The following is a 24,057-nucleotide window of genomic DNA, read 5'->3' on the forward strand; positions in this document are numbered from 1 at the left end:
AATAATTAAAATATATATCTTGCATTTAGAGGAATTTACGCTTAATGTTAGAACCTGTCTACAAGATAAAAACTTGAGACAGTATTCTATTTTTAAATATGATCGTTGATCATATAAGTTTTATTTTTGAGGTTTTTTATGCGTATTGGAACTGTTAAATGGTTCAATGAATCCAAGGGATTCGGTTTTATCACTCCTGATGATGGTGGTGCAGATGTATTTGTACACTTCTCTACAATCCAAGGGGATGGCTTTCGTACTTTAGCGGAAGGTCAAAAAGTTGAATTTGAAGCAAAAGAGAGTGATCGTGGTCTTCAAACAACAGTTTGTAAACCTGCTTAATTCTATTTAAGTAATGAGAGTCGGCGTTTAGTTGTTCCATTGAATTGTTAGTTAGCATTGCATTAATTAGTAACCTCTAGAACACACAAAAACCGGACACAAAAAAAGCCTCTAAGCTACTTAGAGGCTTTTTCATTTTTCTACTACTTTCGTTTCTTAATCATTTTTGATTCAGGGAGCTATTTTCTCTATTGATAATAACTACTATTAATAACTATTGTTATAAGTACCGATATAAGAGTAAGAGCTTGCTATAAGCTTTATCGTGTCGAATAAGAAGGGTAGAGCGGTAGTGTTAACGTTGATAGATCATAAAGATTATAGATTATAGACTTAATGATTCTAGATCTAGAAATAGAAATAGAAATAGAAAAGAGATTAACTTTCAATAGTTAATCTCTTTTTTAGGTTCTCTATAAGATTATATAAAATCTTCAATCTTGAGAGATATCCACATATTACATATTGGAGATCATGATATCGCCAAATTCGCTCGTGGAGACTTGTGTTGCATCTTTCATCATGTTGGCAAAGTCCGCAGTCACTTTCTTCGAGGAGATTGCACCATTGAGTGCTTTGATGACAAGATCAGCAGCTTCAGTCCAACCGAGATGGCGAAGCATCATCTCTGCCGATAAGATGAGTGAACCTGGGTTAACAATATTTTTACCTGCAATATCAGGTGCTGTTCCATGAGTTGCTTCAAAGATTGCAATAGAGTCAGAAAGGTTCGCTCCTGGCGCAATACCGATTCCCCCTACCTGTGCCGCAAGAGCATCTGAGATATAGTCACCATTGAGGTTTAAGGTAGCGACGACGCTATATTTTTCAGGTTCGAAAAGGATTCTTTGTAAGAATGCGTCGGCAATACTATCCTTGATAGTGATCATATTCCCAGTTTTGGGGTTTTTAAATTGGCACCATGGGCCATTACCGATCAATGTTGCCCCAAATTCTTCACGAGCAAGCTCATAACCCCAATCACGGAATCCACCTTCGGTAAATTTCATGATATTGCCTTTATGAACTAAGGTAACATTCGGTTTATCATTGTCGATAGCATATTGGATCGCTTTACGAACGAGACGTTTAGTTCCCTCTTCAGAGACCGGTTTGATACCAATACCAGAAGTTTCTGGGAAACGGATCTTATTAACATGCATCTCATTTTGTAAAAAGTCGATCACTTTTTTCACTTCAGGAGAACCTGCTTCCCACTCAATTCCTGCGTAGATATCTTCAGAGTTTTCACGGAAGATCACCATATCGACCTTTTCAGGCTCTTTAACAGGTGAAGGAACGCCTTGGAAATATTGTACCGGGCGCATACAGAGATAGAGGTCGAGTGTTTGACGCATTGTTACATTCAGTGAGCGAATTCCACCACCTACCGGTGTTGTTAAGGGACCTTTGATAGAGACAATAAACTCTTTAAGAGCTTCTAAAGTCTCTTGAGGTAACCACTCATCTTTGCCATAAACTTTTGTCGATTTTTCCCCTGCAAAAACTTCCATCCAAGAGATTTTTCGTGCGCCATTATAAGCCTTCTCAACAGCAGCATCGATCACTTTTTGCATTACCGGTGTGATCTCTGCACCTACTTCATCACCTTCAATAAAAGGGATAATTGGTTGATTCGGCACATTAAGCGAGAAATCTTTGTTAAGGGTGATTTTTTCGCCCTCAGGGACTTTAATATGTTGATAACTCATAAAACCTCCAAAATAAATAAAAATTAAACAAAATTGAATCTCAATAGAAAATTAACTCTGTGAGATGATGCGCTTAGGTCCAATCGATGTTGGAGTGTTAGGCGCACCGATCCCTAAAAATTGGTTATCGTCACTATAAAGGCGATATAAGTTATGATCGAGTTTACCCTCAATGCGTATCCTTTGTCCATGGAGAATACGTCTTGCCTCCTCTTGGGTGAAGATTAATGAGGGGAGATCCGTTACGGCACTATCGGCAGGTAGGAGAAGGGCATCTAATGATTCATAAGGGTTTTCTCCCTCTAAGAGTGCTTCTAGCTCTTCTAAAGAGATAAGCTTCTCAAGACCGTAAGGTTCTATTGTTATACGACGTAACATAGTTAAATGGCCGAGAGTTCCTAATTCTTTGGTGATATCTTCTGCTAAAACGCGAACATAAGTCCCTTTTGAGCAGGTAACGGTTGCCGTAAAGCTCTCTGGCGTTAAGTGATCGAGGGTTAATTTTGAGATGGTAATTTTGCGAGGTTTTCTTTCAACTTCAATTCCCTCTCGTGCGAGCTCATAGAGCCGCTTTCCTTGGTGATGGAGTGCTGAAACCATGGGTGGTATTTGCATAATCTCTCCAATAAATTGGGAGAAGATAGCGGTAAGCCTCTCTTCTGTGAGATTAGGAGGAATCGCTTCAGTTGCAATAATGTCACCTTCAGCATCGCCTGTGCTGCTCTTTTCACCGAGCTTGCAGGTAAATTGATACTGTTTTGAGTTATCGAGCAGAATGCCGGCGAACTTAGTGGCTTCTCCAAAGCAGATGGGGAGCATTCCTGTTGCCATCGGATCGAGCGTACCACTATGACCTGCTTTATCAGCATTGTAGAGGCGCTTTACCCGTTGGAGTGCTTGATTACTGGTTAAACCTTTCGGTTTATCTAAAAGCAAAATGCCGTCAAGTTGACGGCGTTTATGTTTAATCTTCTGAGTCATCTTTACGGCTCTCTTCAGCTTTCATCTCATCAGAACGGATCGCTTCTGTAATTAAAGAGGTGATCGCATTACTCTTTTCAAGAAGGTCATCGTAGACAAAATGGAAACGGGGAATCGTTCGAAGACGAAGAATTTTTCCTAATTGACGACGAAACTCAGGAGCATACTCATGGAGTAGCGCGATAATCTCTTTACGCTCTTCATCAGGACCTAAATAGGTGATATAGACTTTTGCTTGAGAAAAATCTCGCACGGTATCGACCTGAGTTACTGAGACCATTAGCGCCCGAGAGTCACTAACATCTTTACGTATGAGAAGTGAGAGCTCCTGACGGAGCTGCTCATTAATACGTTTTAAACGGGAATTTTTGCTATCCATTTTATAACTTTCGCTCTACTTCCACTGTTTCAAAGACTTCAATTTGGTCACCTGTGCGAACATCATTATAGTTTTTCACACCGATACCACACTCAATGCCTGCCCGAACTTCATTCACATCATCTTTAAAGCGACGGAGTGATTCAAGTTCCCCTTCATAGATCACAATGTTATCACGAAGGACGCGAATAGGATTATTTCGTTTAATAATACCTTCCGTTACCATACAGCCGGCAATAGCGCCAATTTTGGGAGATTTAAAGACATCACGAACTTCCGCAATACCGATAATCTCTTCTTTAAACTGTGGAGCAAGTTTACCAATTAAGGCTTTCTTCACCTCATCAATAACATCATAGATGACGCTATAGTAGTAGAGTGATAAGCCTTCATCCTCAATAATCTTACGTGCCGTATTATCTGCGCGAACGTTAAATCCAACCACTAAGGCATCAGATGAGACAGCAAGGTTTGCATCAGATTCGGTGATACCACCTACGCCACTAGCAATGACTTTAACAGTTACTTCATCATTTGATAGCTCTTCAAGGGCATTCACAAGAGCTTCAACAGAACCTTGGACATCTGCTTTAAGGACAATGTTGAGTTGTTTATTCTCATCAGACCCCATTGAGCTAAAGAGATTCTCAAGTTTCGATTTATGCTGTCTTGCCAATTTAACTTCGCGATATTTACCTTGACGGAAGAGGGCGATCTCACGCGCTTTACGCTCATCAGGAACGACCATTACTTCATCCCCGGCATTAGGAACACCTGAAAGACCGATGACCTCTACTGGAATTGAAGGTGACGCGCTCTCAACTTGTTTACCATTTTCATCAATTAATGCGCGCACACGGCCATACTCATAACCTGCTAGGAGAATATCCCCTTTCTTGAGGCAACCTGATTGAACGAGAATAGAAGCAACAGGACCACGACCACGATCAAGTTTTGATTCAATCACAGATCCTCTCGCAGGACCTTCTGAGATTGCGGTTAATTCTAAAACTTCTGCTTGAACTAAGATTTGATCGAGAAGATGATCAATTCCTTCTCCTGTTTTTGAGGAGACAAAAGCAAAGAGGTTATCTCCACCCCACTCTTCAGGAACGATACCATATTGTGTCAATTCAGACATAATACGATCTTTATCAGCCGTTGGTTTATCTACTTTAGTGACAGCAACAATAACAGGAGTATCAGATGCTTTTGCATGCTGAATTCCTTCAATTGTTTGAGGCATGATGCCATCATCAGAGGCAATGACAAGAACCACAATATCGGTTACTTTTGCTCCACGAGCACGCATTGCAGCAAAGGCACTGTGTCCTGGTGTATCGAGGAATGTAATGACCCCTTTATCGGTTTTAACATGGTAAGCACCAATATGTTGGGTAATTCCACCCGCTTCACCACTTGCGACATGCTCTTTACGAATATAGTCAAGTAGTGATGTTTTACCATGGTCAACGTGTCCCATAATCGTTACAACAGGTGGGCGTGGTTTAATAAGATCAATATCACCTTGTTCAATCGATGCGATCAATTCCTCTTCAAGAGGATTTTCACTGACAAACTTGTAAGTGTGTCCCATCTCTTCGACGATAATTGCTGCCGTTTCACGATCAAGAAGCTGGTTGATTGTCACCATTGAACCTAAGTTCATTAAGGCTTTAATCACTTCTGCTGCTTTCACTGACATTTTATGAGCAAGATCCGCAACACTGATCGTTTCGCCTAATTCCACTTCGATCTGTTTTGTCGCAGTTGGTAATTGGAAACCATGTTGCTGTTGTGGCTGATTACGTCTTGTTTGTCGGCGATTACGTTTATTCTCTCGTTTTAATGAGATCTCAGCACGATCATTATCGTCATCACGACCACGACGTTTCGATCCCGCTTTACGTGTCTTTTTACTATCTACTTTATCACTGTCTAGTTTTGCTGAACGTTTTACCGGCTTGATTAAGATCTCTTCATCATCTTTTTCAACGACATCGGCGACCGGCACTTCTTCAACCTTCACTTCCTCTTCCTGAGTTTGGAATTGGATCGCTACTTTCGATACCGGTTTTTCAGAAGCAGATGCCATACGATTAAGGCGTGCAATCTCTTCTTGTTGCGCCTTTTCACGTTGCTCTTTTTTAGCTCTTTCAGCTTCTCGTTTCTCTTCTAATTCTCTTTCAGCGCGTTCTTTTGCTGCATTTTGACGTTCAAGCTGATGTTGCTCAGCTTCTTGTCTTTTTGCTTCTTGTTCCGCTTTTCGTTTCGCTTCCATCTCAGCCTTATCAGCGGTTGTTGAGGTTTCAACAACTTTTTTTGTTTCGTTTTTAGATTTAGTTTCTGTTGTGTCTACCGGAAGTACTTCAGGTTTTGTTGCTTGTTCAGCTACACTATCTACTTTTTTAGCAGCCTCATCAACTGCAACTGAAGTAATGTTTTCTTCAGGTAATACAGCATTATTAGCTTCTTTTTGCTTCACATAAGTACGACGACGACGAACTTCTACAGGAACAGTTCTTGCACGGCCAGGTGCAGTTTCAACTTTTAGTTCCGTATGGGTTTTTCGTTTAATCGTAATTTTTGAAGGGCTTTTTGTTTTATCTTTTTCACTCATTCTCAATCTTCCAAGTAGACACTCTATGTCTATTTTAAAATGTTTAACTATTCATATTATTCAAACCAACTCTGTCTTGCTGCCATAATATATTTGCTTGCATCGTCCTCATCGATACTGGTTAATTCACATAACTCATCTGTTGATAGTTCAGCTAAGTCATCGAGCGTACGGATACCATTTTTTGCAAGCGCGATTGCAAGTAACTCATTATCTTCAAGTACGGCAATGAGCTCTGGGGTTGGTGCTGATTCCCCTAAGTTTTGAAGAAGTTCTTTCTTATTGTTGAGAGCTTCAAGGGCAGCATCACGAAGTGCTTCGACAATTTCTTCATCAAACTCTTCAATCTCAATCATCTCCAGTACAGGGACATAAGCCACCTCTTCAATAGTGGAGAAGCCTTCACGCATTAAGATTTCAGCAACTTCTTCATCGACATTAAGTGCATCCATAAAGAGATCTAAGATACGTTCAGACTCTTTCTCATATTTTTGTTGGGCTTCTTCATTACCCATCACATTGAGTTCCCAACCGGTTAGTTTTGAGGCTAAACGAACGTTTTGTCCACCGCGACCAATCGCTTGAGATAGTTTGTCTTGACTCACAGCAATATCCATCATATGACGATCTTCATCAACCACGACAGACATCACTTCAGCAGGAGACATCGCATTAATAACAAATTGCACAGGATTTTCATCCCAAAGAACGATGTCAACGCGCTCGCCAGCTAACTCTTTTGTGATATTTTGTACACGAGAGCCTCTCATACCGACACAAGCACCAACGGGGTCAATTCTTTGATCATGTGTCTTTACCGCAATTTTAGCACGACTTCCAGGATCACGGCTAGCATCGATAATTTCAATCGAACCTTGATTGATTTCAGGAACTTCAATCTCAAAGAGTGCTTTAATAAGATCATCACTTCTTCTTGAGAGAATAATTTGTGGTCCTCTTGGGTTATCCATGCTGATCTCTTCTAAGACAGCACGAACTTGATTACCAATACGGAGAGACTCTCTAGGAATCATATTCTCTTTTGGTAAGAATGCCTCATCATTATCGCCAATATCAACATAGAAGTTGCCACGATCAATGCGTTTGATGGTGCCACGAATTAACTCACCAACACGGTTTTCATAGCGACGCGCCATCTGCATTCTTTCAGCTTCACGAATTTTTTGAAAAATAATCTGTTTTGCTGTTTGTGCGCCGATGCGAGCAAAGGGGATATTCTCAATCTCCTCTTCGATAAAGTCACCAATTGCAATTTCAGGATCATCAATTTGAGCAGCGGAGAGCGTGATTTGACGAGTCGGCACTTGTTCTTCTTGTGGCAAGTGATCATCAACAACCATCCAGCGGCGGAATGTACGGTATGAACCATCGGTTCTATCAATTTCGATACGAAGATCGACATCAATGTTGTAAGTTCTGCGTGCAGCTGCTGCAAGGGCATGCTCTAATGCTGTAAAAATCTCATCACGAGAGATGCCTTTTTCATTAGAGACGGTTTCTGCAACGAGCATGATTTCTTTATTATTCATTTGAGAACTCTCTTTAATATTTAAAAATCGATCACAAGTTGTGCTCGGTCAATGTTGGATAAAGGAACTGATATCGGTTCATCGGAGAACTGATCATTCTCTAATTTGACGACGACGCTTAAGTCACTCTCTGTTACATCCACAACCTTTCCTTGAAAGCGACGACGGTTATCGATAGCTGAACGTAGTTGGAATGCAATCAATTGATCTTTATAAGCTGCAAATTGTTCCGGCGTAAAGAAGTAACGATCTAAGCCGGGGGAGGAGACTTCTAAGGTGTAAGCCATCGTAATGGGATCGTGGACATCTAAAAGTCCAGCGACTTGATTGCTCACAATCTCACAATCTTCAATGCCAATGCCATCTTCTTTGTCGATATAGATGCGCAAAATAGCATTCTTTGAATTTGGGTGAAATTCAATTCCCCATAGTTGATACCCTAACGCCTCTATAGAAGGTGATAAGAGTTCTGACAGGTTATAAGGATCTTTACGCATATAGAGTGATTTCCATAAAAAAATTTAAATATGCAAAAAGCCCGTTTAAAAACGGGCTTTTATTATTATTTGGTTGCGGGGGCCGGATTTGAACCAACGACCTTCGGGTTATGAGCCCGACGAGCTACCAGACTGCTCCACCCCGCGTTAATGAAGAGACTATTATAGATGAACTTTTCATAAAAGCAATAGGTTTTATGAAATAATTTATAAAGACCTCTCTCTACTCTCTACTCTCTACTCTCTATTCTCTATTCTCTATTCTCTATTCTCTATTCTCTATTCTCTACTCTCTCTATCTTTAGTCTTTAGTCTTTAGTTTATATCATGATTCGTAGAGCACGACTTTTAGAGAGTAATCATAATTAGTTATTTATAAGTCATTGAGTGTGGGTATTGAGTATGCTCATTGAGGAGTCGGAGTCTACTTTTGATGAAGAGGAACTCTTTTTAGCGATAAAAATCACGATTATGGTTAATTAATAGGGGGATGATGCTCAATTAGAGCAGAAGAGTATGGAAAAAGTGTGTAGAATGATTCTCATATTTTGAATGACTATTCAATAGAAAGGGAATTATGCCAGCAGGATTTTTAATGGGCATTGCGATCTGTTTTGAGGTTTTAGGAACAGTCTGCATGAAACTATCAGATGGATTTAATGAGATATTGCCCTCTCTACTTATGTTGTTTTTTTATGGTTTAGGGTTTATGGCTTTTGTCGCCTGTATTGCACGGATACAGATATCGATTGCCTATGCCCTATGGACAGCCATAGGAATGGTTGCAATCTCTGTGATCGATATTCTATTTTTTGATGCGCATCTATCTGGGATGAAAATTGTAGCGTTTGTGTTAATCGGTTTAGGTGTTGCGGGACTCTCCCTTGAACCCCAACCTAAAAAGGTGAAGCATGGGTGAAATTTTAAATTTTTTAGGTACCATTAATGCGTGGGTATTACTTGTTTTTGCAATTTTTTGTAGTGCTTTTGCCACAACGAGTTTAAAGTTTTTAGGAGGCGGATCACCTAAAATTGTATTGCTTGGCGTTATTGTTGGTTACTCTCTCTTCCTCTTTATTATTACGCTCGTTATGCAGCGGATCGATATGAGTATCGGTTATGCCGTTTGGGCAGGTCTGTCAACAGTGTTGATGACACTCTCTGGTGCAGTCTTCTTTAAAGAGCATTTAAGTATTCAAAAAGTTATAAGTTTAACGCTAGTGGTGCTAGGAGTTATTTTGTTAAATCTCTCTGATACGACCTTTTAAGTGAAGTTTTACCGAGAGATAGTTTAAGAGGATATATATTTATAGGATATATCTGCGATAAATAGATCTTGCTGCGCTTAATACACCCTATCAACAATCAGCAAGCATATAATATATTTATTTGTAGAGTTTAATATATTTAAGCATATCTTAATAATTGTTTTTTAAGAGGTTCTATTGAAGGGATGCAAGTATTGAAAAGAGAGGGGAGTAAAGGAGTTAGGTAAATAGAGGGGGAAGAGATATATCGACCTATTATAGTTTGATTATTATCAATCATTATATTTGCCTCTTATTGTCTTTTTTATTACTTTTTTCATTATTAAAATTGCAATGAGATTAATATTCTCTATAATTTCCCTCAATTTTTAGAGAGATGGGATTATAGGTCGTAGTAGAGATTGTTTAACAAATAGATATCATCAAATAATTTATACTCATGCTATTTATAATAGGTCTATAATTGAGGTTTAATTTTTAAGAGCTCTTTTTATTGCTAGCTTAAGCTTAGCTTAAAAAGGGTATTAACATTAGTTGGTTTGAGGTAAAAGGGATGCTAAAAAAGATTAAAGTTGCATGTGGGAACTGTAGTTTACAGCAGCTCTGTCTTCCTGTAGGGCTCGAAAATAGTGAGTTTGTAAAGCTTGAGAAGATTGTGCAGAGAGGAAAACCGTTATCACGCGGTAAGCATATCTATTATCCAGGAGATCAATTTACCTCTCTCTATGCAGTCCGTTCAGGAGCTGTTAAGACCTATAAGGTGGCAAATGATGGTTCTGAGTATGTGACTAGCTTCTATCTTCCCGGAGAGATTATCGGTTTAGATGCTTTAAGCTCAGGAGTACATGCTTGTGGTGCAAAGACATTAGAGACAACAAGTCTTTGTGAAATTCCTTATAGTCAATTAGATACTATTGCTGTCACAATCCCCAATATTTCAAGACAACTGTTGAAGATAATGAGTCATGAGATTAAGTGTGATGGACAGATGATGACGATGATCGGCTCTCAACCTGCCAAATCACGATTAATCGCGCTCTTTTTAAGTCTTTCCGCTCGATTGAAGCGTCGTGGCTACTCTGAGACTGAGTTTTCGTTAAGTATGTCGCGAGCTGATATCGGGAGTTATCTCGGTTTAGCTGTTGAAACGGTGAGTCGTCTCCTTAAAAAGCTCCAAGATCAAAATCTGATTGAGGTTAACCATCGTCAGATTAAATTATTAGATATCGATACATTAAGAGAGATGGTGAATTTAGATATTCAGTAAGAGCTCTATTTTAAAAGAGAAAAGAAAAAGAGAAAAGAGAGTACAGAAACACTGTTTTGATTCACTATATCGATCTACCCCTTAAACCTCTTTATAAACATGATAAAAAAGAGTTACCGCTAAGAGAGCGATAACTCTTTTTATTTATCTGTTATTTCTACTGTTTTGCTATGTCACTATCCTATTATCTTAATATCTTAGGATTGTTGTTATTGCGTTTTTGTTTTTCTATTTGAAAATACACACGTCTAGAGATCTCTATAACAGATTAACCCACCACGCTTGGCAGATTGAGGAGTTCAGGAAAACTGCCTACAAAAATAATGACCGCAGCGAAGAGCAGGGCGAGAATTAATGAGATATTTCCTCCTTTTACTCGTTTCCCATCAGGGTATTTTTTTCGTGCTTTATAGACTAAAAGAACGGGTAAGATGACGCCGATAAAGGCAAAGATAACGCCGGCAAAAGCAAATGCACTTAAGAAGATAGTCGGGTAGGTAAACCCCACAATAATCGGGGGAATAAAGGTGATTGCTCCGACCATTAGATTACTTTTGCTAAGGTTGAAGTGGGCGAGAAGATCTTTTACTGCATTAGAGAGCCCTAGTGAGACGCCAATATAGGACGTTGTCAGCGCTAGGACTGAAAATACGCGAACAATTTCACTAATTGTTTTACTGCCTGTAGTGATTTCAAAGGCTGTAATTAAGCCGTTGAGGCTTGGATCTTTGTTGAGTATCGCGACAAGATCTCCCTGTTTGAGAACGCCATGAGTGGCCATCTGCCAAATAATATAGATAAGAAAGATCCCTGTTGATCCTAAAATGGCGGCTAATTTAAGTTTTTGATGATCTCCCTGTAGATATTCATTAATTGTGGGTGTACAGATATGAAAACCAAAGGTCATAAAGAAGACGGGAAGTGCTGAGATCACTAAAAGATTGTTGGTGGGAGCATAATGCAAGTTACTAAAGGAGAACTTCCCAAAAAGAAGATAGAGCAGGACAATAAAGCTAATCACCTTCAAGGTGAAAAAGAGACGATTAGTCATATCGGAGAGTGCGATACCGATAGTAATAATCGTACCAAAGAGAATGGCAAAGAGTAGAGCCGCTATCTTTTGGGCTTTAACGGGATCTAGATTGAAGGATTTAGGAATTAAGTTAAAGAGAAGGTTACCGCTTCCTGTAATGTAAGCCGTCAGGACGGCATACATAAAGAAGAGGAGAATAAAGTTAACGACAAGACGGCCTGTTATTCCAAAATATTGTTCTGTGATCGTTGCAATGCCGGCATCAATAGGGCTGTATTGATGAACTTCAGCGTAGAGAAGTGCGGTAAAGGTGAGGAGGATCCATAATGAGAAGAGCAGTATAAAGGTCATGCCAAATCCCATTTGTGCTGAAGTTAAAGGCATGGCTAACATTCCCGCACCTACCGCTGTCCCGGCAATAATTAAGGTGCTGCCAAATAGACGACTTTTCACGTTGATTGTCCTTTGATGAATAGAAAAGAGGGTGATAGGTCTTAAAAGCCCTACACGATCGTATGATGATAGTGGAGAATAAAAAAGATGTCTAAGCTCTTTTATAGAACCTTTTACAGTTTGATCTTCTTAAGATGATATTGCTCAAAAGATCAGCATTTTTTTGAGTTTTAAAGGTTTTAAGATGGGGAGTGAAGGGGTAGATTGAGAGATAAGCCTCGAGTTATCGATACTTTTTAGAGAGATTTATAGGGGAATTTATCAGGAGAGGGAGAAAAAGTAAAAAAAATCGATAAGAGGGGTTGACGCTAATAAAAATAGCTTTATAATACTAACTCTTCTCAGGGTCATTAGCTCAGTGGTAGAGCAGTTGGCTTTTAACCAATTGGTCGAAGGTTCGAATCCCTCATGACCCACCAAATTTACCTGAAGAGATTACTTGCAACGTTTCTCAGATTTGAGAGTTGACAAGTATACTAAATCGGTTATAATTATTTTCGATTTAGGGTCATTAGCTCAGTGGTAGAGCAGTTGGCTTTTAACCAATTGGTCGAAGGTTCGAATCCCTCATGACCCACCATCTATTAAAGCCTCCCAAAAATTGGGAGGTTTTTTTATATCTGTTTAAATATGTTATCGATGATTTAAAGTCGATCTGAATGGGTCGATTTGAATCGACACTAATCGACACCAATTGATATTAATCTGATATTAATCGATAGTGATCGCGATATTACTCATAGAGTAAGAGGTCTCAAAAAATGATGCGGTATTAAGCTACATCAGATACTCAAAGGGAAGAAAAGGATGGATCGAAAATTGGATCGAAAACAGATAGATCTTTTTTTACAGAGTGTTTTAGAGGGAAGATCTCGAGAGGTCTTGACGATTTATCTCGATTCAATCGATCTAGTGGCGGAACCATTATCGGTGGTGATCCCTGCTTTTCAAAAGGTCTATCCTCAAGCGCTTCTCTTCTCAGATGATATTTTGCTACAAGATCAGTATCAAGCCGTACCTCTAAAGGCGACTCGGCACTTTCTAGGGGCAACAACAGAGGCAGTGTTGTTAGACATCCGCGAAGGTTTTCCTCTCGATTATTTTCTTTCGATTGCTGCAACTATTGGCGCGCATGGCACACTATTGTTATTAGCAACAGAGCCTTTAGGGAAGAAGGAGAGTCAACGTTTTCACGATGTGATGATACCGACTCCCTATTTCGATCATTACCTCTCACAGCAGTTAGTCAATTATGCATATCGTTATTGGCGAGGTGAATGGTTTGCGCCACAGTTAGGGGGAGATTCTTTTCTCGTGGAAGAAACGGGGCATCATGATAAGAGATCTCTTAACATGATAGAAACAAAAAAGCACTCCTCCTCTCTCGTTTTAACAGAAGCACAGAGAGCGATCTATAGCGATTTTCTTGCAGAAGCATCGGGAGTTTTTACCCTCTTTTCGCCAAGGGGAAGTGGAAAATCGGCATTAGGTGCAGCCTTGATCGCAAGTGATCCTGAAGCCTTTATCTTAACGGCACCGAATCAGTTAGCGATCGAGCAGTATCAATCATTGAATGATTACCAATTCCGAGCGCCTGATGCGCTCTTTTTAGGAATTAAAGAGGGAGAGGTTTGGGATCAAATCTTAATTATTGAAGAGGCCGCGAAAATGCCACTCTCCCATCTTGAGCGCTTAGTTAAGCGATTTCGAAGGGTGTTGATGATCTCTTCGGTGGAAAATTATGAGGGGACAGGACAAGGATTACGAGAAAAACTCTATGATCTTGTCACGATTAAGAAGCAGTACCAGCTCCAGCAGATTCACCGTTTTGATCATCGGGATTCTTTAGCGCAGCTAGTTGATGCAATGAGGTTTACAAAGAGAAGTGATTACGATCTAAAAGATTCATTCCCCACTCCTAAAAAAGAGGATCTTCAAGAGGCGCTCAAGATAGAGCTCTATAATGATCAAAATATCAGATTGTTGCGAGAAGATCGGCAAAAGCTTGCTGCGCTCTATCACCTTCTTAATCAGACTCATTATCAAACAAATATTCAAGATTTAAGGCGACTCTTTGATTCGCCTCATCAACTCTTCGTATTGGCGTTTTATCAATCTCAACTGATAGGGGCAACATGGGGCATTGTTGAGGGGGGATTATCGAAAGAGCTTGCTATAGCTCTGTTTCGGGGCGAGAGGCGCCCTCGTGGAAATCTAGTTCCCCAAATTTTAGCCGGGCAGAGTTATTTTCCTGAGGCTATGATTGCACGATCTCTACGGATTTCTCGTATCTCTGTAGTAGATTCTTTTCGGCGATTAGGCATTGGTGCACGAATGATATCGGCAATTGAGAACGATTCTTCTCTTAATCTTGATTTTCTCTCAGTGAGTTTCGGTTTAACGGCAGATCTCTTCGCTTTTTGGCGTAGCTTAGATTTTCAGCCGGCGCATTTAGGTTTTCATCTTGATAAAACAACAGGGCTTTACTCTTTAGTTGTGTTAAAGCGGATTAATAGCCATAGCCATGAATGGATTGAAGAGAGTTACCAAAAATTTGCAGCAGATGCTGCACTTAACTATCAAAAGATGGAGTCGCGTCCTGAGATCGCTGCAATTTTAAAGAATTATGCACAAGAAGGGGTATTTGATGCGCGTGATGCTGCTGTTATAGAGGCGAATCGTAATTTTAGTCGAGCTGCCTATAGTGTGGAGAATGCGCTTTTCCGTGCTTTAAAAGATCAAGAGTGAGAGGATATTGATATCAAAATGAATGATTGTTATGCAGTTGTTGACAGGCCGAATCTTCATCTCTATAATCCTCAAATATAGTTTAGCCGGCGTAGCTCAGTTGGTAGAGCAACTGACTTGTAATCAGTAGGTCCCGCGTTCGATTCGTGGTGCCGGCACCAGTTAGAAAGCCCAGCAGTTTTATTGCTGGGCTTTTTTGTATCTCTATCTTAGATAGTGCTTGCGATGCAAAAGATCTTCAATAAAAGTTTGACATCTTTGATGAAGAACTCTATAATTTTACTTCTTGATTAAATTTAAGAAGCCGGCGTAGCTCAGTTGGTAGAGCAACTGACTTGTAATCAGTAGGTCCCGCGTTCGATTCGTGGTGCCGGCACCAGATAGAGAGCCCAACAGTTTAACTGTTGGGCTCTTCTTTTATCTATCTATTTTATCTATCTAGTACAAATCACTATTTTAATAATCAGTAAGGATGTTGCAGTAGATACCCTTCATAGATATTTTTTCTTAATCTTCTAAAACATCAGGATTCATCTTTAGTACTAATGCCTTAATTTCTGGGCTAGGGTATTCTGCCCGATGCATTAAGAGGGAATAGAGCTCAGGATCTTGCATCTCAAGAAGTGATAGGTAGAGATCCTTTTCACTATCAGGTGCTTTTTCAAAGTGGTTTTCAAGATAACGATCACAAAGCGCATCGAGTTCACGCATACCACGACGAGAACGCCATTTTATTTTCCGAAGATCATATTTATTATCCATTACATTGGTCTCCCATTAATATAGAAAGCTAGATATTTAAAATTAAGTATTCATGTTTGAGTATTTAAAACTAATATTGATGACTCAAAGTGATTGGAAGAGCTAGATCGATTTGAAGATATTATCGCTCTTTTTATCATGCCACTATTATAGAGCGTTTAATGAGGCTGAGTTAATTCTCACCTTTTAATGACAGGTGATTGAGATATTAAGATATCTGTTAGAAATATTATTTTCCAAGTTATCTTCTCGCTATCTATCTCGTTATCTTCTTGTGACCCTCTCTCTTTTAGTCTGCTTCTATCCTACTAATTATTGCCTACTTTCGATATCTAATTTTTAAGAAGATGGGGGAAAGATTGATTTAAGTATTCGAAAAACTATCGAGCTCTTAAAGTGCTGGCGAGTTAAGAGCTAAAATATTTGATCGTGAAGTAGGGACGCAATCATCACATCTTAAAAATGGGAATAACTCCCATTTTTTAGGGCTTTATAGAATATACCGTAAAAAAAATGCGCAAATAGCTAGAGAATTTTGTTATGATCTATGCCTTGCTAAGAAGTTGGTCGCAATTTGCTCTACGCTCTTTTGCTTGATTATGTTTCATATCTTAGCTAGTATTCTCCCCTTAATAAAATTAGTGACATGTGGTGAAGCTATGAATAAATGGTTTGAATTAACTCTAAAAGCTGATGCGCGCTTGACGGCGGAGGTGCTCGATGAAGCGCTCGTTGAGTCAGGGGCTGTTGCTGTCACCATGAAAGATGGTAGTGATGAGCCGATATTTGAACCGCTACCAGGTGAAACACCATTATGGAGTGAAACGTTAGTGACAGGGCTCTATGAAGTTCCCTGCGATGTTGAAGCGATTAAAGCATTCTTGATGAGTTACTTAGACCAGCCCTATCTTCCTATTGTGGAGACACATGAATTAGAAGATAAAGATTGGGTTAGAGCATGGCAAGATCACTATAAACCGATTAAATTTGGTGAGAATCTCTGGATCTGTCCAACTCATCTACCATCACCGGATCCAGAGGTTGCAACAGTTCGCTTAGATCCTGGGCTTGCTTTTGGGACGGGAACACATCCGACAACGGCACTCTGTTTAGAGTGGCTCTCTGATAATCGAGATCAGTTGATGAATGCCACCATTATCGATTATGGGTGTGGTTCTGGTATTTTAGGGATTGCCGGCAAATTATTGGGAGCGAAGGAGTGCTACAGCACCGATATTGATAAGCAGGCGATCTATGCAACAGAACAGAATGCAGAGCGTAATAATGTTTCGATTTATGCCGCACTTCCAGAAACATTCTCTCCCCCTAAAGCAAAAGTGGTTCTCTCCAATATTCTTTCAGGTCCATTAGTAGAGCTCGCCCCTATTTTAGGGAATTTAGTTGAGCCAGGCGGCCACCTTGTGTTAGCGGGGCTCTTAGATCATGATGCAGAATTTGTTAAGAGTGCTTATCGGGATCAATTTGAGTTTCAAGAGAATAAAAGTTTAGACGGTTGGACAAGGCTCTACGGCATTAAGAGATCGTAATGAAAATAGGGAATTATCATATATCATCGCCCTATGTGCTTGCACCTATGGCGGGGGTAACGGATCTTCCTTTCCGTAAGATTTGTCGGCGTTTTGGTGCCGGTCTTGCGGTAAGCGAGATGGTGAATGCTAATCCTGAGCTATGGGAGACTGAAAAATCACAGTTACGCCTTATTTATGAAGGAGAGCTCTCTCCTGTCAGCGCCCAAATTGTGGGGTATGACCCTGAAATGATGGCGGCTGCAGCTCAATTTAGTGTTGAAAATGGCGCCGAGATTGTAGATATCAATATGGGTTGTCCGGCAAAAAAAGTCTGTAAAAAAGCGGCGGGTTCTGCGTTATTGCAGGATGAACCTTTAGTGGCAGAGATCTTAAAAGCTGTGGTTGCCGCTGTTGATGTCCCGGTGACCTTAAAGATTCGAACAGGATGGGATCGAGAGAATAAGAATGCGGTCACGATTGCGAAGATGGCAGAAGAGATCGGTATTCAAGCTTTGGCGATTCATGGGCGAACACGTGAAGATCGTTTTTTGGGTGAAGCGGAATATGAAACGATCGCAAAGGTTAAAGAGGCGATCTCAATTCCGGTGATTGCAAATGGCGATATCGATTCACTAGAGAAAGCAGAACAGGTCTTAAAGATGACGAAGGCGGATGCCATTATGATAGGGCGGGGTGCTTTAGGTAATCCTTGGCTTTTTCGTTCTTTAATCGAGCGTCAACCCTATCTCCCCACCATAGAAGAGCGTTACCAAGTGATATTAGAACATATCTCTGCTTTGCACCATTTTTATGGCGCAGAGAAGGGAATTCGTGTTGCTCGAAAACATCTTCTTTGGTACCTCGGTGAGCGAGAGATTCCGAGTGAGTGGCGTAGTGCGATGTTGCGAGAGAAGATTCCGGAGAAGCAACTTGAATGGGTAGCAAGAATTTTTTTAGATCAAATATAGAGATGTAGGTTCTTAACAAATCAAAAATTAGTTAGGTCTGTTTTATAACGTAAATAAGTATCTATCTCAAAATCTACCATTAAACATCTATTGTAGGTGAGATAGGTATTCTCTTTTTTTTACTGAGTATTGTTGAGCTGTGGCTTGGTAATACTTCATTTACTTAATATATTAATTAGATAGATATTCTAGGAGTAGTAAGCATGATTTCTCGTGAGCGTCTTAAAGATCATATTCCATTGCGTGAGTCAGTCAAGGAAGCATTAGACGAAATTTCCAGTATGTTAGATGGAAAGTATCCTCCCAATCTTTACCGTTTAGTGATCAATGAGGTGGAGAGACCTCTATTTGAGAAGGTATTGGAGTATACCGATGGTAATCAATCAAAAGCATCGGAGATATTAGGAATTACGCGCTCAACTTTAAAGAAACGTTTAGATTATTTTGATATCGATCCAAGAGATCATAAGTCATAATCGTCAGTTATCAGATTGTAAGAGGGGAGTGGAAACTTGCTCTTAAGGTATCAGATCAATAAGTCTGATGATAAATTCTTACGGTTAACTTATAATTAAGCTGATATTAAGCTGATTTGTAATCAATCTATAATTAACTTTTGGTAATTGAGGAGAGCTGTGTGAAGAAAGCAAATGAGATACGCCGAGGCGATGTGATTCAATATAATAATCTCTATTACTTAGTGCGTGATGTGGAGAAATCTGCACCGACAGCAAGAGGTGGTAATACCACTTTTAGAATACAGATCTTCTCAATTCCCGATAATCATAAAGTCGATCTCTCTCTTCGTGCTGATGATGAGTTAGAGGATGTGCAATTAACAAAACGAGAGGCAACCTACTCCTATAAAGATGGTGATAATTTTGTCTTTATGGATAGTGAAGATTACAGTCAATATTATCTGAGCGAAAAGTTAGTAGGTGATGATGCTGGCTTTATTCTTGAAGGGATTGAAGGTTATTATGTCTCTTTAGTGGATGAAGTTCCTGTTGCGCTCTCTCTTCCTCAAACGGTGGTCCTAGAAGTGGTTGATACTGCACCTGAATTGAAAGGGGCGAGCGCGACAAAACGTAATAAGCCAGCAAAGCTCTCGACAGGCATCACAGTTTCAGTACCTGAATATATTGAAAATGGGACAAAAATTGTTGTCAATACCGATACAAGAGAGTATTCAAGTCGAGCAAATTAGCTTGATTAGATTTATTGGATTTAAATAGAGCTTTACTGAAGATCAATAGAAGAGATGGTGTCATTGAATGATGACACCATTTTTTTTACTATTTAAAAAAATAATCTTAGAAAAAAGGTGATTTACTCTTGAAATCGTTTAAAAAGACGATATTAAGTTATAATAGGGCTCAATTTGTAATCGAGCAGATGTTGTAAAGACGTTATAAAAAACATTTGGGAGATGTTATCAGTACGTTATGAAGACGTTATAAATAGGTTATAAAGTAGGTTATAAAGTAGGTTATAAAGTAAATTGTAAAGCTGTTTGCCGGTAGAGAGTTATTGTCGTGATAGGTTGTTGCGATTACTCTTACCTGAAAGTGATGTAAGAATATTTCTTTAGTGATCATTTCGCTAAGGGAGATCGTCCCTTCTATATAGGGTAGAGAAGAGTTGAGAACAGATGCTAGATGATTGTTCTCACTTGGAAAAATTTTTGATTTAGGAGTCAGTATGAAAAAATTAATGTTAGCGGGTGCATTAGCAGCTAGCCTCTTTTCAGGGGTTGTTATGGCAGAAGAAGCAGTAACAGCACCTCATCTCTATGTGGAAATGGATACAACTAAAGGAAACTTTGTCGTTGAGCTCGATCCTGAAAAAGCGCCTATTACCGTTGAAAATTTTAAAAATTATGTTGATGATGGCTATTATGATGGATTGATTTTCCATCGTGTCATCGATGGCTTTATGGTGCAAGGTGGCGGTCTTGATGTGGATATGAAACAGAAGAAGAGCGGGGCACCTATTAAGATCGAGTCTGATAATGGATTGAAGAATGAGCGTGGTACTATTGCAATGGCACGAACGATGGATCCTAACTCAGCGACAAGCCAATTCTTTATCAATACTCAAGATAATACATTTTTAGATTATCCCGGTCAGGATGGTTACGGTTATACCGTATTTGGGAAGGTTGTTGAAGGAATGGATGTGATCGATAAGATTGAAAAGGTTAAGACCACATCAAAAGGAGGCCATCAAGATGTGCCTGCTGAACCTGTTGTCATTGAGAGTGTTAAGTTTGTTGAAAAACCGTAACCAATGCTTTAAAGGTTTAAATGTACTTATCGGCTAGTTGTCGATCCCCTGATCGCCACTAGTTATTGATCGTTAACAACGAATAGATCCGCACTGAGTGTTGATCAAAACAGAGGGAATAGAATGAAAAAGTTATGGATTGTGTTAGGTGCAGCGCTTCTTCTTACGGCATGTAATGATAAAGAGGTAACACCAGCGACGATTGATGAGAATACAACAATCGAATTTGATAAGGAGCACTCAGCACAAAATGCACTCGATTATGCCGGTGTCTATAAAGGGCAATATCCTTGTGCCGATTGTAGCGGTATCGATGTAGAGCTTACACTTGAATATAATGGTGGTTACGATCTTAAACAGACCTACCTCGATGTTAAAGGGAAAGATGAAACCTTTAATGAGTCTGGGCGTTTCACGTGGAACAAAGCCGGCCAAGTGGTTACCTTAGAGGGCACTGATGGCGGACCAGATGGTGCGCTTCGTTACTTTGTCGGTGAAAATGTTCTCTACCCTGCAGATAAAGAGGGGAAACGTATTGAGAATGAAGGGCCTTTTGATTACACGCTTCATAAAGTATTACCGGAAGAGTAGTGTTACAATTAACGCTGGTTAAAATAAATTAAAAGTAACTTTACTAATAAGTTCACTAATAAGTTTATTAGCGATCGCGATAGTTATTTATAGTGGTCTATAGTGACTTGATGGCGATCGTTACAATAAGATCTATTAAAGAAGAGGTATTGAATAATGCTTAAGTTCCACACCACAATGGGTGATTTCACCATTCAATTAAATCATGAGAAAGCACCGGCTACGGCAGAAAACTTTCTTCAATATGCGAAAGATGGTTACTTTAATGGTACGCTCTTTCACCGTATTATTCCTGGGTTTATGGTTCAAGGTGGCGGATTAGAGCCTGGAATGGTGGATAAACATAAAGGACACCGTGAACCAATTCAGAATGAAGCAGATAATGGTCTGAAAAATGTGCGCGGATCTGTTGCGATGGCTCGGACGATGGATCCTCATTCTGCTACCTCACAATTTTTTATCAACCTAGTGGATAATAGTTTCCTCGATCATAAATCACAAACACCACAAGGTTGGGGTTATGCTGTATTTGGTGAAGTGGTAGAGGGAATGGATGTGATCGATAAAATGGCTAAGGTAGAGACAACTTCTCGCCGCGGTCATGGTGATGTTCCGGTTGAAGATATTATTATCGAGAATGTTGAAGTTATCGGTGAGTAATGGTTGATGCAAGAGGATTCTATTTCACTCTTTATCAGTGATATCCATCTTAGTGAAAGTCGTAACGATCTCGTTACGGCTTTCTTCTATTTTATTGATGAAATCGCCCCTAGCGCTGATCAGCTCTATATTTTGGGAGATCTGTTTGACTTTTGGGCGGGTGATGACATTGAGACACCTTTAACTCTATCGGTAGCGAAACATCTATCAGCCTTAGCAGATCGTGGAACTGAAATTACCTTTATTCCCGGCAATCGTGACTTTGCGTTAGGCAGACGTTATGCCAAAAGTGCAAAAATGGAGATCGCACCGAGTGAAATTATCTTAAAGCGGGAGGGAATTCTTCTGCTTCATGGTGATGAACTATGTATCGATGATCACGCTTATCAGCGTTATAAACGCTGGATTCGAAATCCTCTGATTCTCACACTATTGCGTCATTTGCCGAAGCGGTATCGACTAGAGTTAGCGGCAAAAATAAAGAAGAGGAGTGGGCAGTCTACAGCGCGAAAGATTATGGATGTCAATGAGCACTACACGACACAATATTTTCATAAACGGGGGGTGAGCCAGATGATTCATGGTCATACACATCGTCCTGCAATTCATCACCATGGAAATGAGCAGTATCGTTATGTCCTAAGTGATTGGGATATTACGGGAGATTATCTTAAATTAGAAGAGGGCAAAATCACTCGACATCAATTTAAGATTGCCGATTTTCAGTCGTTATCGTGAAGGATCTCTCCTATCATTTCAATGGAAAATAGCGTAAGATATTGAGTGATTATATATCACTACATCTCCTTATAGGTCGCGATAGTGCGCTTTAATTCTCGGTTTAGTGTGGTATATGAGAGAAGATATTTCCGATAGATCAGTTGAGGGGTTATATCTCTTGAGTTCAAGATAGACAGCGTATTATCACAACGTATTATCACTACATCAAACCGATCTTATAAGAGTATCAAGCACTATCAGAGACTATTAAGTAGTAGTCAACATTATTAAATAAGTACAATAATTAAAAAAAGAGTAACTATATGAATTCTATTATGCCTTTTATCCAACAAAATTGGATGTTTGTAGCGGCACTTGTTGTTGTGGTCATTCTCCTAATTGCGAATGAAATTAACTCAGCAAGAGGTAAGAGATATCGAATGAGCGTTACAGATGCATTACGGGAATATAATGACGATAATGCCATCTTTATCGATATTCGCTCGAAAAAAGATTATAAAAAATTGCATATTCCGAGTGCAGTCAATATCCCTGCAGCAGAACTTGAGAAGAAGCTTGAAAGCTTAGCTCAATTTGGGGATAAGAAGATTATTGTGTATAGCGATACAGACCCTCGAGCAAATGAAGCGTGTATTAAGTTGCGTAAAATGCATCCTGATGCGCCTTTAAATGTTTTAGTTGGTGGTATTGTAGGATGGCAAGAAGCAAATTTGCCTCTTTCTAAAGGTTAAAGGAGAAACAGATGAAAAAAGTAGAAGTCTATTTTAAAACAACTTGTGGCTACTGCCGTCGTGCATTTGAGATTCTTGCACGTCATGGTGTAGAGCCGGTAAAGATTGATGTTGATAGCGATCCAAAACTTTGGGAAGAGTGTCAAAAGCGTTCAGGTCGCAATACGGTTCCACAGATCTTTATTGGTGATTATCATGTAGGTGGTTGTGATGATTTAATGATGCTTGAGACAAGAGGTCAGTTAGATGACTATCTTTCAGGTAAGTTACCCCAGTAAATTTATGGATTAAATAGATTAATCGCTTAATCGCTCTATTTTAAAGGTAAAGAGATGACTCAAGAGAAACAACCTACATTCGACATTGTGAGAATCTATACAAAAAATGTCTCATTAGAATCTCCTAATACGCCGGAAGTTTTTAAATTAAATGTTCAACCTGAAATTCAGATTCAGTTAGGTAATGATCATCGTGAAGTTGATCCTAATATCCATGAAGTTCTGCTTCGTGTCACCGTTACTGCAACTTACAAAGTGGAAGATGCAGAAGGTGATGAAGCGGAGACAAAGGTGATGTTCTTAGCTGAGGTAGAGCAAGCGGGTCTCTTCTTAATTGATGGTTTTGAAGAAGCACAGGAAGCACACTTAAAAGGGGCTTACTGTCCTAATATTCTCTATCCTTATATTCGCCCTGCGTTAGATCATTTAATTTCAGGCGCGGGTTTCCCTCCTGTTATGCTTTCACCCATTAACTTTGAAGCAGTCTATGCGGATCGATTAGCACAACAGGCTGAAGAAACGGCAGAAGAGCAAGTTGATGCTTAAGTATTAAAGATCTAAATGATCAAAAACCCAAAATCATATGACTGATTTTGGGTTTTTTTATTCTATCTTTGCAATATTTTCCTTCGTTTTTGAGCGTCATGAGGGTAAGGATAAG

General features: G+C 39.6%; 24 protein-coding genes and 5 tRNA genes. 20 read left to right on the top strand and 9 right to left on the bottom strand.

Features of this window, described 5'->3' with window-relative positions:
- Nucleotides 1-138: 138 nt before the first annotated feature.
- The gene (locus B9T19_RS09550) at nt 139-342 is read left to right on the top strand and encodes a cold-shock protein (RefSeq protein ID WP_094568408.1); all 204 of its coding nucleotides are present in this window, start codon (nt 139-141) and stop codon (nt 340-342) included.
- Nucleotides 343-800: 458 nt separating this feature from the next.
- Here the strand turns inward: B9T19_RS09550 and icd are convergent, their stop codons facing one another.
- The 7 genes from icd to B9T19_RS09585 all read right to left on the bottom strand — a co-directional run bounded on the left by icd (nt 801) and on the right by B9T19_RS09585 (nt 8,228).
- Nucleotides 801-2,054 (bottom strand): NADP-dependent isocitrate dehydrogenase, encoded by a 1,254-nt coding sequence (gene icd, locus B9T19_RS09555; protein ID WP_094568409.1) that lies wholly within the window; start codon nt 2,052-2,054, stop codon nt 801-803.
- 51 nt (nt 2,055-2,105) lie between these two features.
- Nucleotides 2,106-3,035: a tRNA pseudouridine(55) synthase TruB gene (gene truB, locus B9T19_RS09560; RefSeq protein ID WP_094568410.1), complete on the bottom strand. Its 930-nt coding sequence runs from the start codon at nt 3,033-3,035 to the stop codon at nt 2,106-2,108.
- Nucleotides 3,019-3,414 carry a 30S ribosome-binding factor RbfA gene (gene rbfA / locus B9T19_RS09565; RefSeq protein WP_094568411.1) on the bottom strand — a complete coding sequence of 132 codons (396 nt, stop codon included), beginning with the start codon at nt 3,412-3,414 and terminating at the stop codon, nt 3,019-3,021. The genes truB and rbfA overlap by 17 nt, the downstream gene beginning before the upstream one ends.
- Before the next feature lies 1 nt (nt 3,415).
- A complete protein-coding gene (infB, locus tag B9T19_RS09570; RefSeq protein ID WP_094568412.1) occupies nt 3,416-6,034 on the bottom strand; it encodes a translation initiation factor IF-2 in 2,619 nt (872 codons plus the stop codon).
- A 56-nt stretch (nt 6,035-6,090) separates the two neighbouring features.
- Entirely contained in the window at nt 6,091-7,584 is a 1,494-nt protein-coding gene (nusA, locus tag B9T19_RS09575; RefSeq protein ID WP_094568413.1) for a transcription termination factor NusA, read from the bottom strand.
- Nucleotides 7,585-7,604: 20 nt separating this feature from the next.
- Nucleotides 7,605-8,081, bottom strand: coding sequence for a ribosome maturation factor RimP (gene rimP, locus B9T19_RS09580; protein WP_094568414.1), 477 nt, complete (start codon nt 8,079-8,081; stop codon nt 7,605-7,607).
- 70 nt (nt 8,082-8,151) lie between these two features.
- Nucleotides 8,152-8,228, bottom strand: a tRNA-Met gene (locus B9T19_RS09585).
- Nucleotides 8,229-8,658: 430 nt separating this feature from the next.
- Between B9T19_RS09585 and B9T19_RS09590 the strand changes: the two genes are divergently transcribed.
- From B9T19_RS09590 to fnr, 3 genes are all read left to right on the top strand, one after another.
- Entirely contained in the window at nt 8,659-9,000 is a 342-nt protein-coding gene (locus B9T19_RS09590) for a multidrug efflux SMR transporter (protein ID WP_094568415.1), read from the top strand.
- Nucleotides 8,993-9,349, top strand: a complete 357-nt coding sequence (locus B9T19_RS09595; protein ID WP_094568416.1) for a multidrug efflux SMR transporter — start codon at nt 8,993-8,995, stop codon at nt 9,347-9,349. The genes B9T19_RS09590 and B9T19_RS09595 overlap by 8 nt, the downstream gene beginning before the upstream one ends.
- Nucleotides 9,350-9,902: 553 nt before the next feature.
- Nucleotides 9,903-10,616: a fumarate/nitrate reduction transcriptional regulator Fnr gene (gene fnr, locus B9T19_RS09600; protein ID WP_094568417.1), complete on the top strand. Its 714-nt coding sequence runs from the start codon at nt 9,903-9,905 to the stop codon at nt 10,614-10,616.
- A gap of 268 nt (nt 10,617-10,884) precedes the next feature.
- On the opposite strand, the gene B9T19_RS09605 is transcribed toward fnr, so the two are convergent.
- Complete coding sequence (locus B9T19_RS09605; protein WP_094568418.1) at nt 10,885-12,102, bottom strand: aromatic amino acid transport family protein; 1,218 nt, start codon at nt 12,100-12,102, stop codon at nt 10,885-10,887.
- A 344-nt stretch (nt 12,103-12,446) separates the two neighbouring features.
- On the opposite strand from B9T19_RS09605, the gene B9T19_RS09610 reads away from it, so the two are divergent.
- The 5 genes from B9T19_RS09610 (at nt 12,447) to B9T19_RS09630 (ending at nt 15,229) form a co-directional block, all read left to right on the top strand.
- Nucleotides 12,447-12,521 (top strand) — tRNA-Lys (locus B9T19_RS09610).
- Nucleotides 12,522-12,607: 86 nt separating this feature from the next.
- Nucleotides 12,608-12,682, top strand: a tRNA-Lys gene (locus B9T19_RS09615).
- A gap of 227 nt (nt 12,683-12,909) precedes the next feature.
- The gene (locus tag B9T19_RS09620; RefSeq protein WP_094568419.1) at nt 12,910-14,850 is read left to right on the top strand and encodes a GNAT family N-acetyltransferase; all 1,941 of its coding nucleotides are present in this window, start codon (nt 12,910-12,912) and stop codon (nt 14,848-14,850) included.
- An 85-nt stretch (nt 14,851-14,935) separates the two neighbouring features.
- Nucleotides 14,936-15,011 (top strand) — tRNA-Thr (locus B9T19_RS09625).
- Nucleotides 15,012-15,153: 142 nt separating this feature from the next.
- Nucleotides 15,154-15,229 (top strand) — tRNA-Thr (locus tag B9T19_RS09630).
- 128 nt (nt 15,230-15,357) lie between these two features.
- On the opposite strand, the gene B9T19_RS09635 is transcribed toward B9T19_RS09630, so the two are convergent.
- A complete protein-coding gene (locus B9T19_RS09635; RefSeq protein ID WP_094568420.1) occupies nt 15,358-15,612 on the bottom strand; it encodes a succinate dehydrogenase assembly factor 2 in 255 nt (84 codons plus the stop codon).
- Between the two features lie 659 nt (nt 15,613-16,271).
- Between B9T19_RS09635 and prmA the strand changes: the two genes are divergently transcribed.
- From prmA to secB, 11 genes are all read left to right on the top strand, one after another.
- Nucleotides 16,272-17,159: a 50S ribosomal protein L11 methyltransferase gene (prmA, locus tag B9T19_RS09640; RefSeq protein ID WP_094568453.1), complete on the top strand. Its 888-nt coding sequence runs from the start codon at nt 16,272-16,274 to the stop codon at nt 17,157-17,159.
- On the top strand, nt 17,159-18,109 hold the full coding sequence (dusB, locus tag B9T19_RS09645) for a tRNA dihydrouridine synthase DusB (protein ID WP_094568421.1): 951 nt from the start codon (nt 17,159-17,161) through the stop codon (nt 18,107-18,109). The genes prmA and dusB overlap by 1 nt, the downstream gene beginning before the upstream one ends.
- Nucleotides 18,110-18,312: 203 nt before the next feature.
- Nucleotides 18,313-18,585 (top strand): helix-turn-helix domain-containing protein, encoded by a 273-nt coding sequence (locus B9T19_RS09650; protein WP_094568422.1) that lies wholly within the window; start codon nt 18,313-18,315, stop codon nt 18,583-18,585.
- Nucleotides 18,586-18,746: 161 nt separating this feature from the next.
- Nucleotides 18,747-19,316 carry an elongation factor P-like protein YeiP gene (yeiP, locus tag B9T19_RS09655; RefSeq protein WP_094568423.1) on the top strand — a complete coding sequence of 190 codons (570 nt, stop codon included), beginning with the start codon at nt 18,747-18,749 and terminating at the stop codon, nt 19,314-19,316.
- Nucleotides 19,317-19,810: 494 nt separating this feature from the next.
- Complete coding sequence (locus B9T19_RS09660; RefSeq protein WP_094568424.1) at nt 19,811-20,395, top strand: peptidylprolyl isomerase; 585 nt, start codon at nt 19,811-19,813, stop codon at nt 20,393-20,395.
- Nucleotides 20,396-20,518: 123 nt separating this feature from the next.
- Nucleotides 20,519-20,986: a copper resistance protein NlpE gene (locus B9T19_RS09665; protein ID WP_094568425.1), complete on the top strand. Its 468-nt coding sequence runs from the start codon at nt 20,519-20,521 to the stop codon at nt 20,984-20,986.
- A gap of 156 nt (nt 20,987-21,142) precedes the next feature.
- Nucleotides 21,143-21,646 carry a peptidylprolyl isomerase gene (locus tag B9T19_RS09670; RefSeq protein ID WP_094568426.1) on the top strand — a complete coding sequence of 168 codons (504 nt, stop codon included), beginning with the start codon at nt 21,143-21,145 and terminating at the stop codon, nt 21,644-21,646.
- Between the two features lie 6 nt (nt 21,647-21,652).
- On the top strand, nt 21,653-22,384 hold the full coding sequence (locus tag B9T19_RS09675; RefSeq protein WP_094568427.1) for a UDP-2,3-diacylglucosamine diphosphatase: 732 nt from the start codon (nt 21,653-21,655) through the stop codon (nt 22,382-22,384).
- A 305-nt stretch (nt 22,385-22,689) separates the two neighbouring features.
- The gene (locus B9T19_RS09680) at nt 22,690-23,118 is read left to right on the top strand and encodes a rhodanese-like domain-containing protein (protein WP_094568428.1); all 429 of its coding nucleotides are present in this window, start codon (nt 22,690-22,692) and stop codon (nt 23,116-23,118) included.
- Nucleotides 23,119-23,129: 11 nt separating this feature from the next.
- A complete protein-coding gene (gene grxC, locus B9T19_RS09685; protein WP_094568429.1) occupies nt 23,130-23,396 on the top strand; it encodes a glutaredoxin 3 in 267 nt (88 codons plus the stop codon).
- Between the two features lie 54 nt (nt 23,397-23,450).
- The gene (gene secB / locus B9T19_RS09690; protein WP_094568430.1) at nt 23,451-23,942 is read left to right on the top strand and encodes a protein-export chaperone SecB; all 492 of its coding nucleotides are present in this window, start codon (nt 23,451-23,453) and stop codon (nt 23,940-23,942) included.
- Nucleotides 23,943-24,057: the final 115 nt, after the last annotated feature.

This window comes from Ignatzschineria sp. F8392, assembly GCF_002252045.1.
Taxonomy (GTDB): Bacteria; Pseudomonadota; Gammaproteobacteria; order Cardiobacteriales; family Wohlfahrtiimonadaceae; genus Ignatzschineria.

Bases quoted from the DNA above. Each gene is read 5' to 3' on its own strand.
- B9T19_RS09650 (WP_094568422.1), top strand. From the start codon at position 18,313: ATGATTTCTCGTGAGCGTCTTAAAGATCATATTCCATTGCGTGAGTCA.
- B9T19_RS09550 (WP_094568408.1), top strand. From the start codon at position 139: ATGCGTATTGGAACTGTTAAATGGTTCAATGAATCCAAGGGATTCGGT.
- B9T19_RS09590 (WP_094568415.1), top strand. From the start codon at position 8,659: ATGCCAGCAGGATTTTTAATGGGCATTGCGATCTGTTTTGAGGTTTTA.
- dusB (WP_094568421.1), top strand. From the start codon at position 17,159: ATGAAAATAGGGAATTATCATATATCATCGCCCTATGTGCTTGCACCT.
- fnr (WP_094568417.1), top strand. From the start codon at position 9,903: ATGCTAAAAAAGATTAAAGTTGCATGTGGGAACTGTAGTTTACAGCAG.
- rimP (WP_094568414.1), bottom strand. From the start codon at position 8,081: ATGCGTAAAGATCCTTATAACCTGTCAGAACTCTTATCACCTTCTATA.
- truB (WP_094568410.1), bottom strand. From the start codon at position 3,035: ATGACTCAGAAGATTAAACATAAACGCCGTCAACTTGACGGCATTTTG.
- rbfA (WP_094568411.1), bottom strand. From the start codon at position 3,414: ATGGATAGCAAAAATTCCCGTTTAAAACGTATTAATGAGCAGCTCCGT.
- B9T19_RS09675 (WP_094568427.1), top strand. From the start codon at position 21,653: ATGCAAGAGGATTCTATTTCACTCTTTATCAGTGATATCCATCTTAGT.
- B9T19_RS09620 (WP_094568419.1), top strand. From the start codon at position 12,910: ATGGATCGAAAATTGGATCGAAAACAGATAGATCTTTTTTTACAGAGT.
- B9T19_RS09680 (WP_094568428.1), top strand. From the start codon at position 22,690: ATGAATTCTATTATGCCTTTTATCCAACAAAATTGGATGTTTGTAGCG.
- prmA (WP_094568453.1), top strand. From the start codon at position 16,272: ATGAATAAATGGTTTGAATTAACTCTAAAAGCTGATGCGCGCTTGACG.
- infB (WP_094568412.1), bottom strand. From the start codon at position 6,034: ATGAGTGAAAAAGATAAAACAAAAAGCCCTTCAAAAATTACGATTAAA.
- B9T19_RS09595 (WP_094568416.1), top strand. From the start codon at position 8,993: ATGGGTGAAATTTTAAATTTTTTAGGTACCATTAATGCGTGGGTATTA.
- icd (WP_094568409.1), bottom strand. From the start codon at position 2,054: ATGAGTTATCAACATATTAAAGTCCCTGAGGGCGAAAAAATCACCCTT.
- B9T19_RS09665 (WP_094568425.1), top strand. From the start codon at position 20,519: ATGAAAAAGTTATGGATTGTGTTAGGTGCAGCGCTTCTTCTTACGGCA.
- B9T19_RS09635 (WP_094568420.1), bottom strand. From the start codon at position 15,612: ATGGATAATAAATATGATCTTCGGAAAATAAAATGGCGTTCTCGTCGT.
- B9T19_RS09660 (WP_094568424.1), top strand. From the start codon at position 19,811: ATGAAAAAATTAATGTTAGCGGGTGCATTAGCAGCTAGCCTCTTTTCA.
- nusA (WP_094568413.1), bottom strand. From the start codon at position 7,584: ATGAATAATAAAGAAATCATGCTCGTTGCAGAAACCGTCTCTAATGAA.
- secB (WP_094568430.1), top strand. From the start codon at position 23,451: ATGACTCAAGAGAAACAACCTACATTCGACATTGTGAGAATCTATACA.
- B9T19_RS09670 (WP_094568426.1), top strand. From the start codon at position 21,143: ATGCTTAAGTTCCACACCACAATGGGTGATTTCACCATTCAATTAAAT.
- grxC (WP_094568429.1), top strand. From the start codon at position 23,130: ATGAAAAAAGTAGAAGTCTATTTTAAAACAACTTGTGGCTACTGCCGT.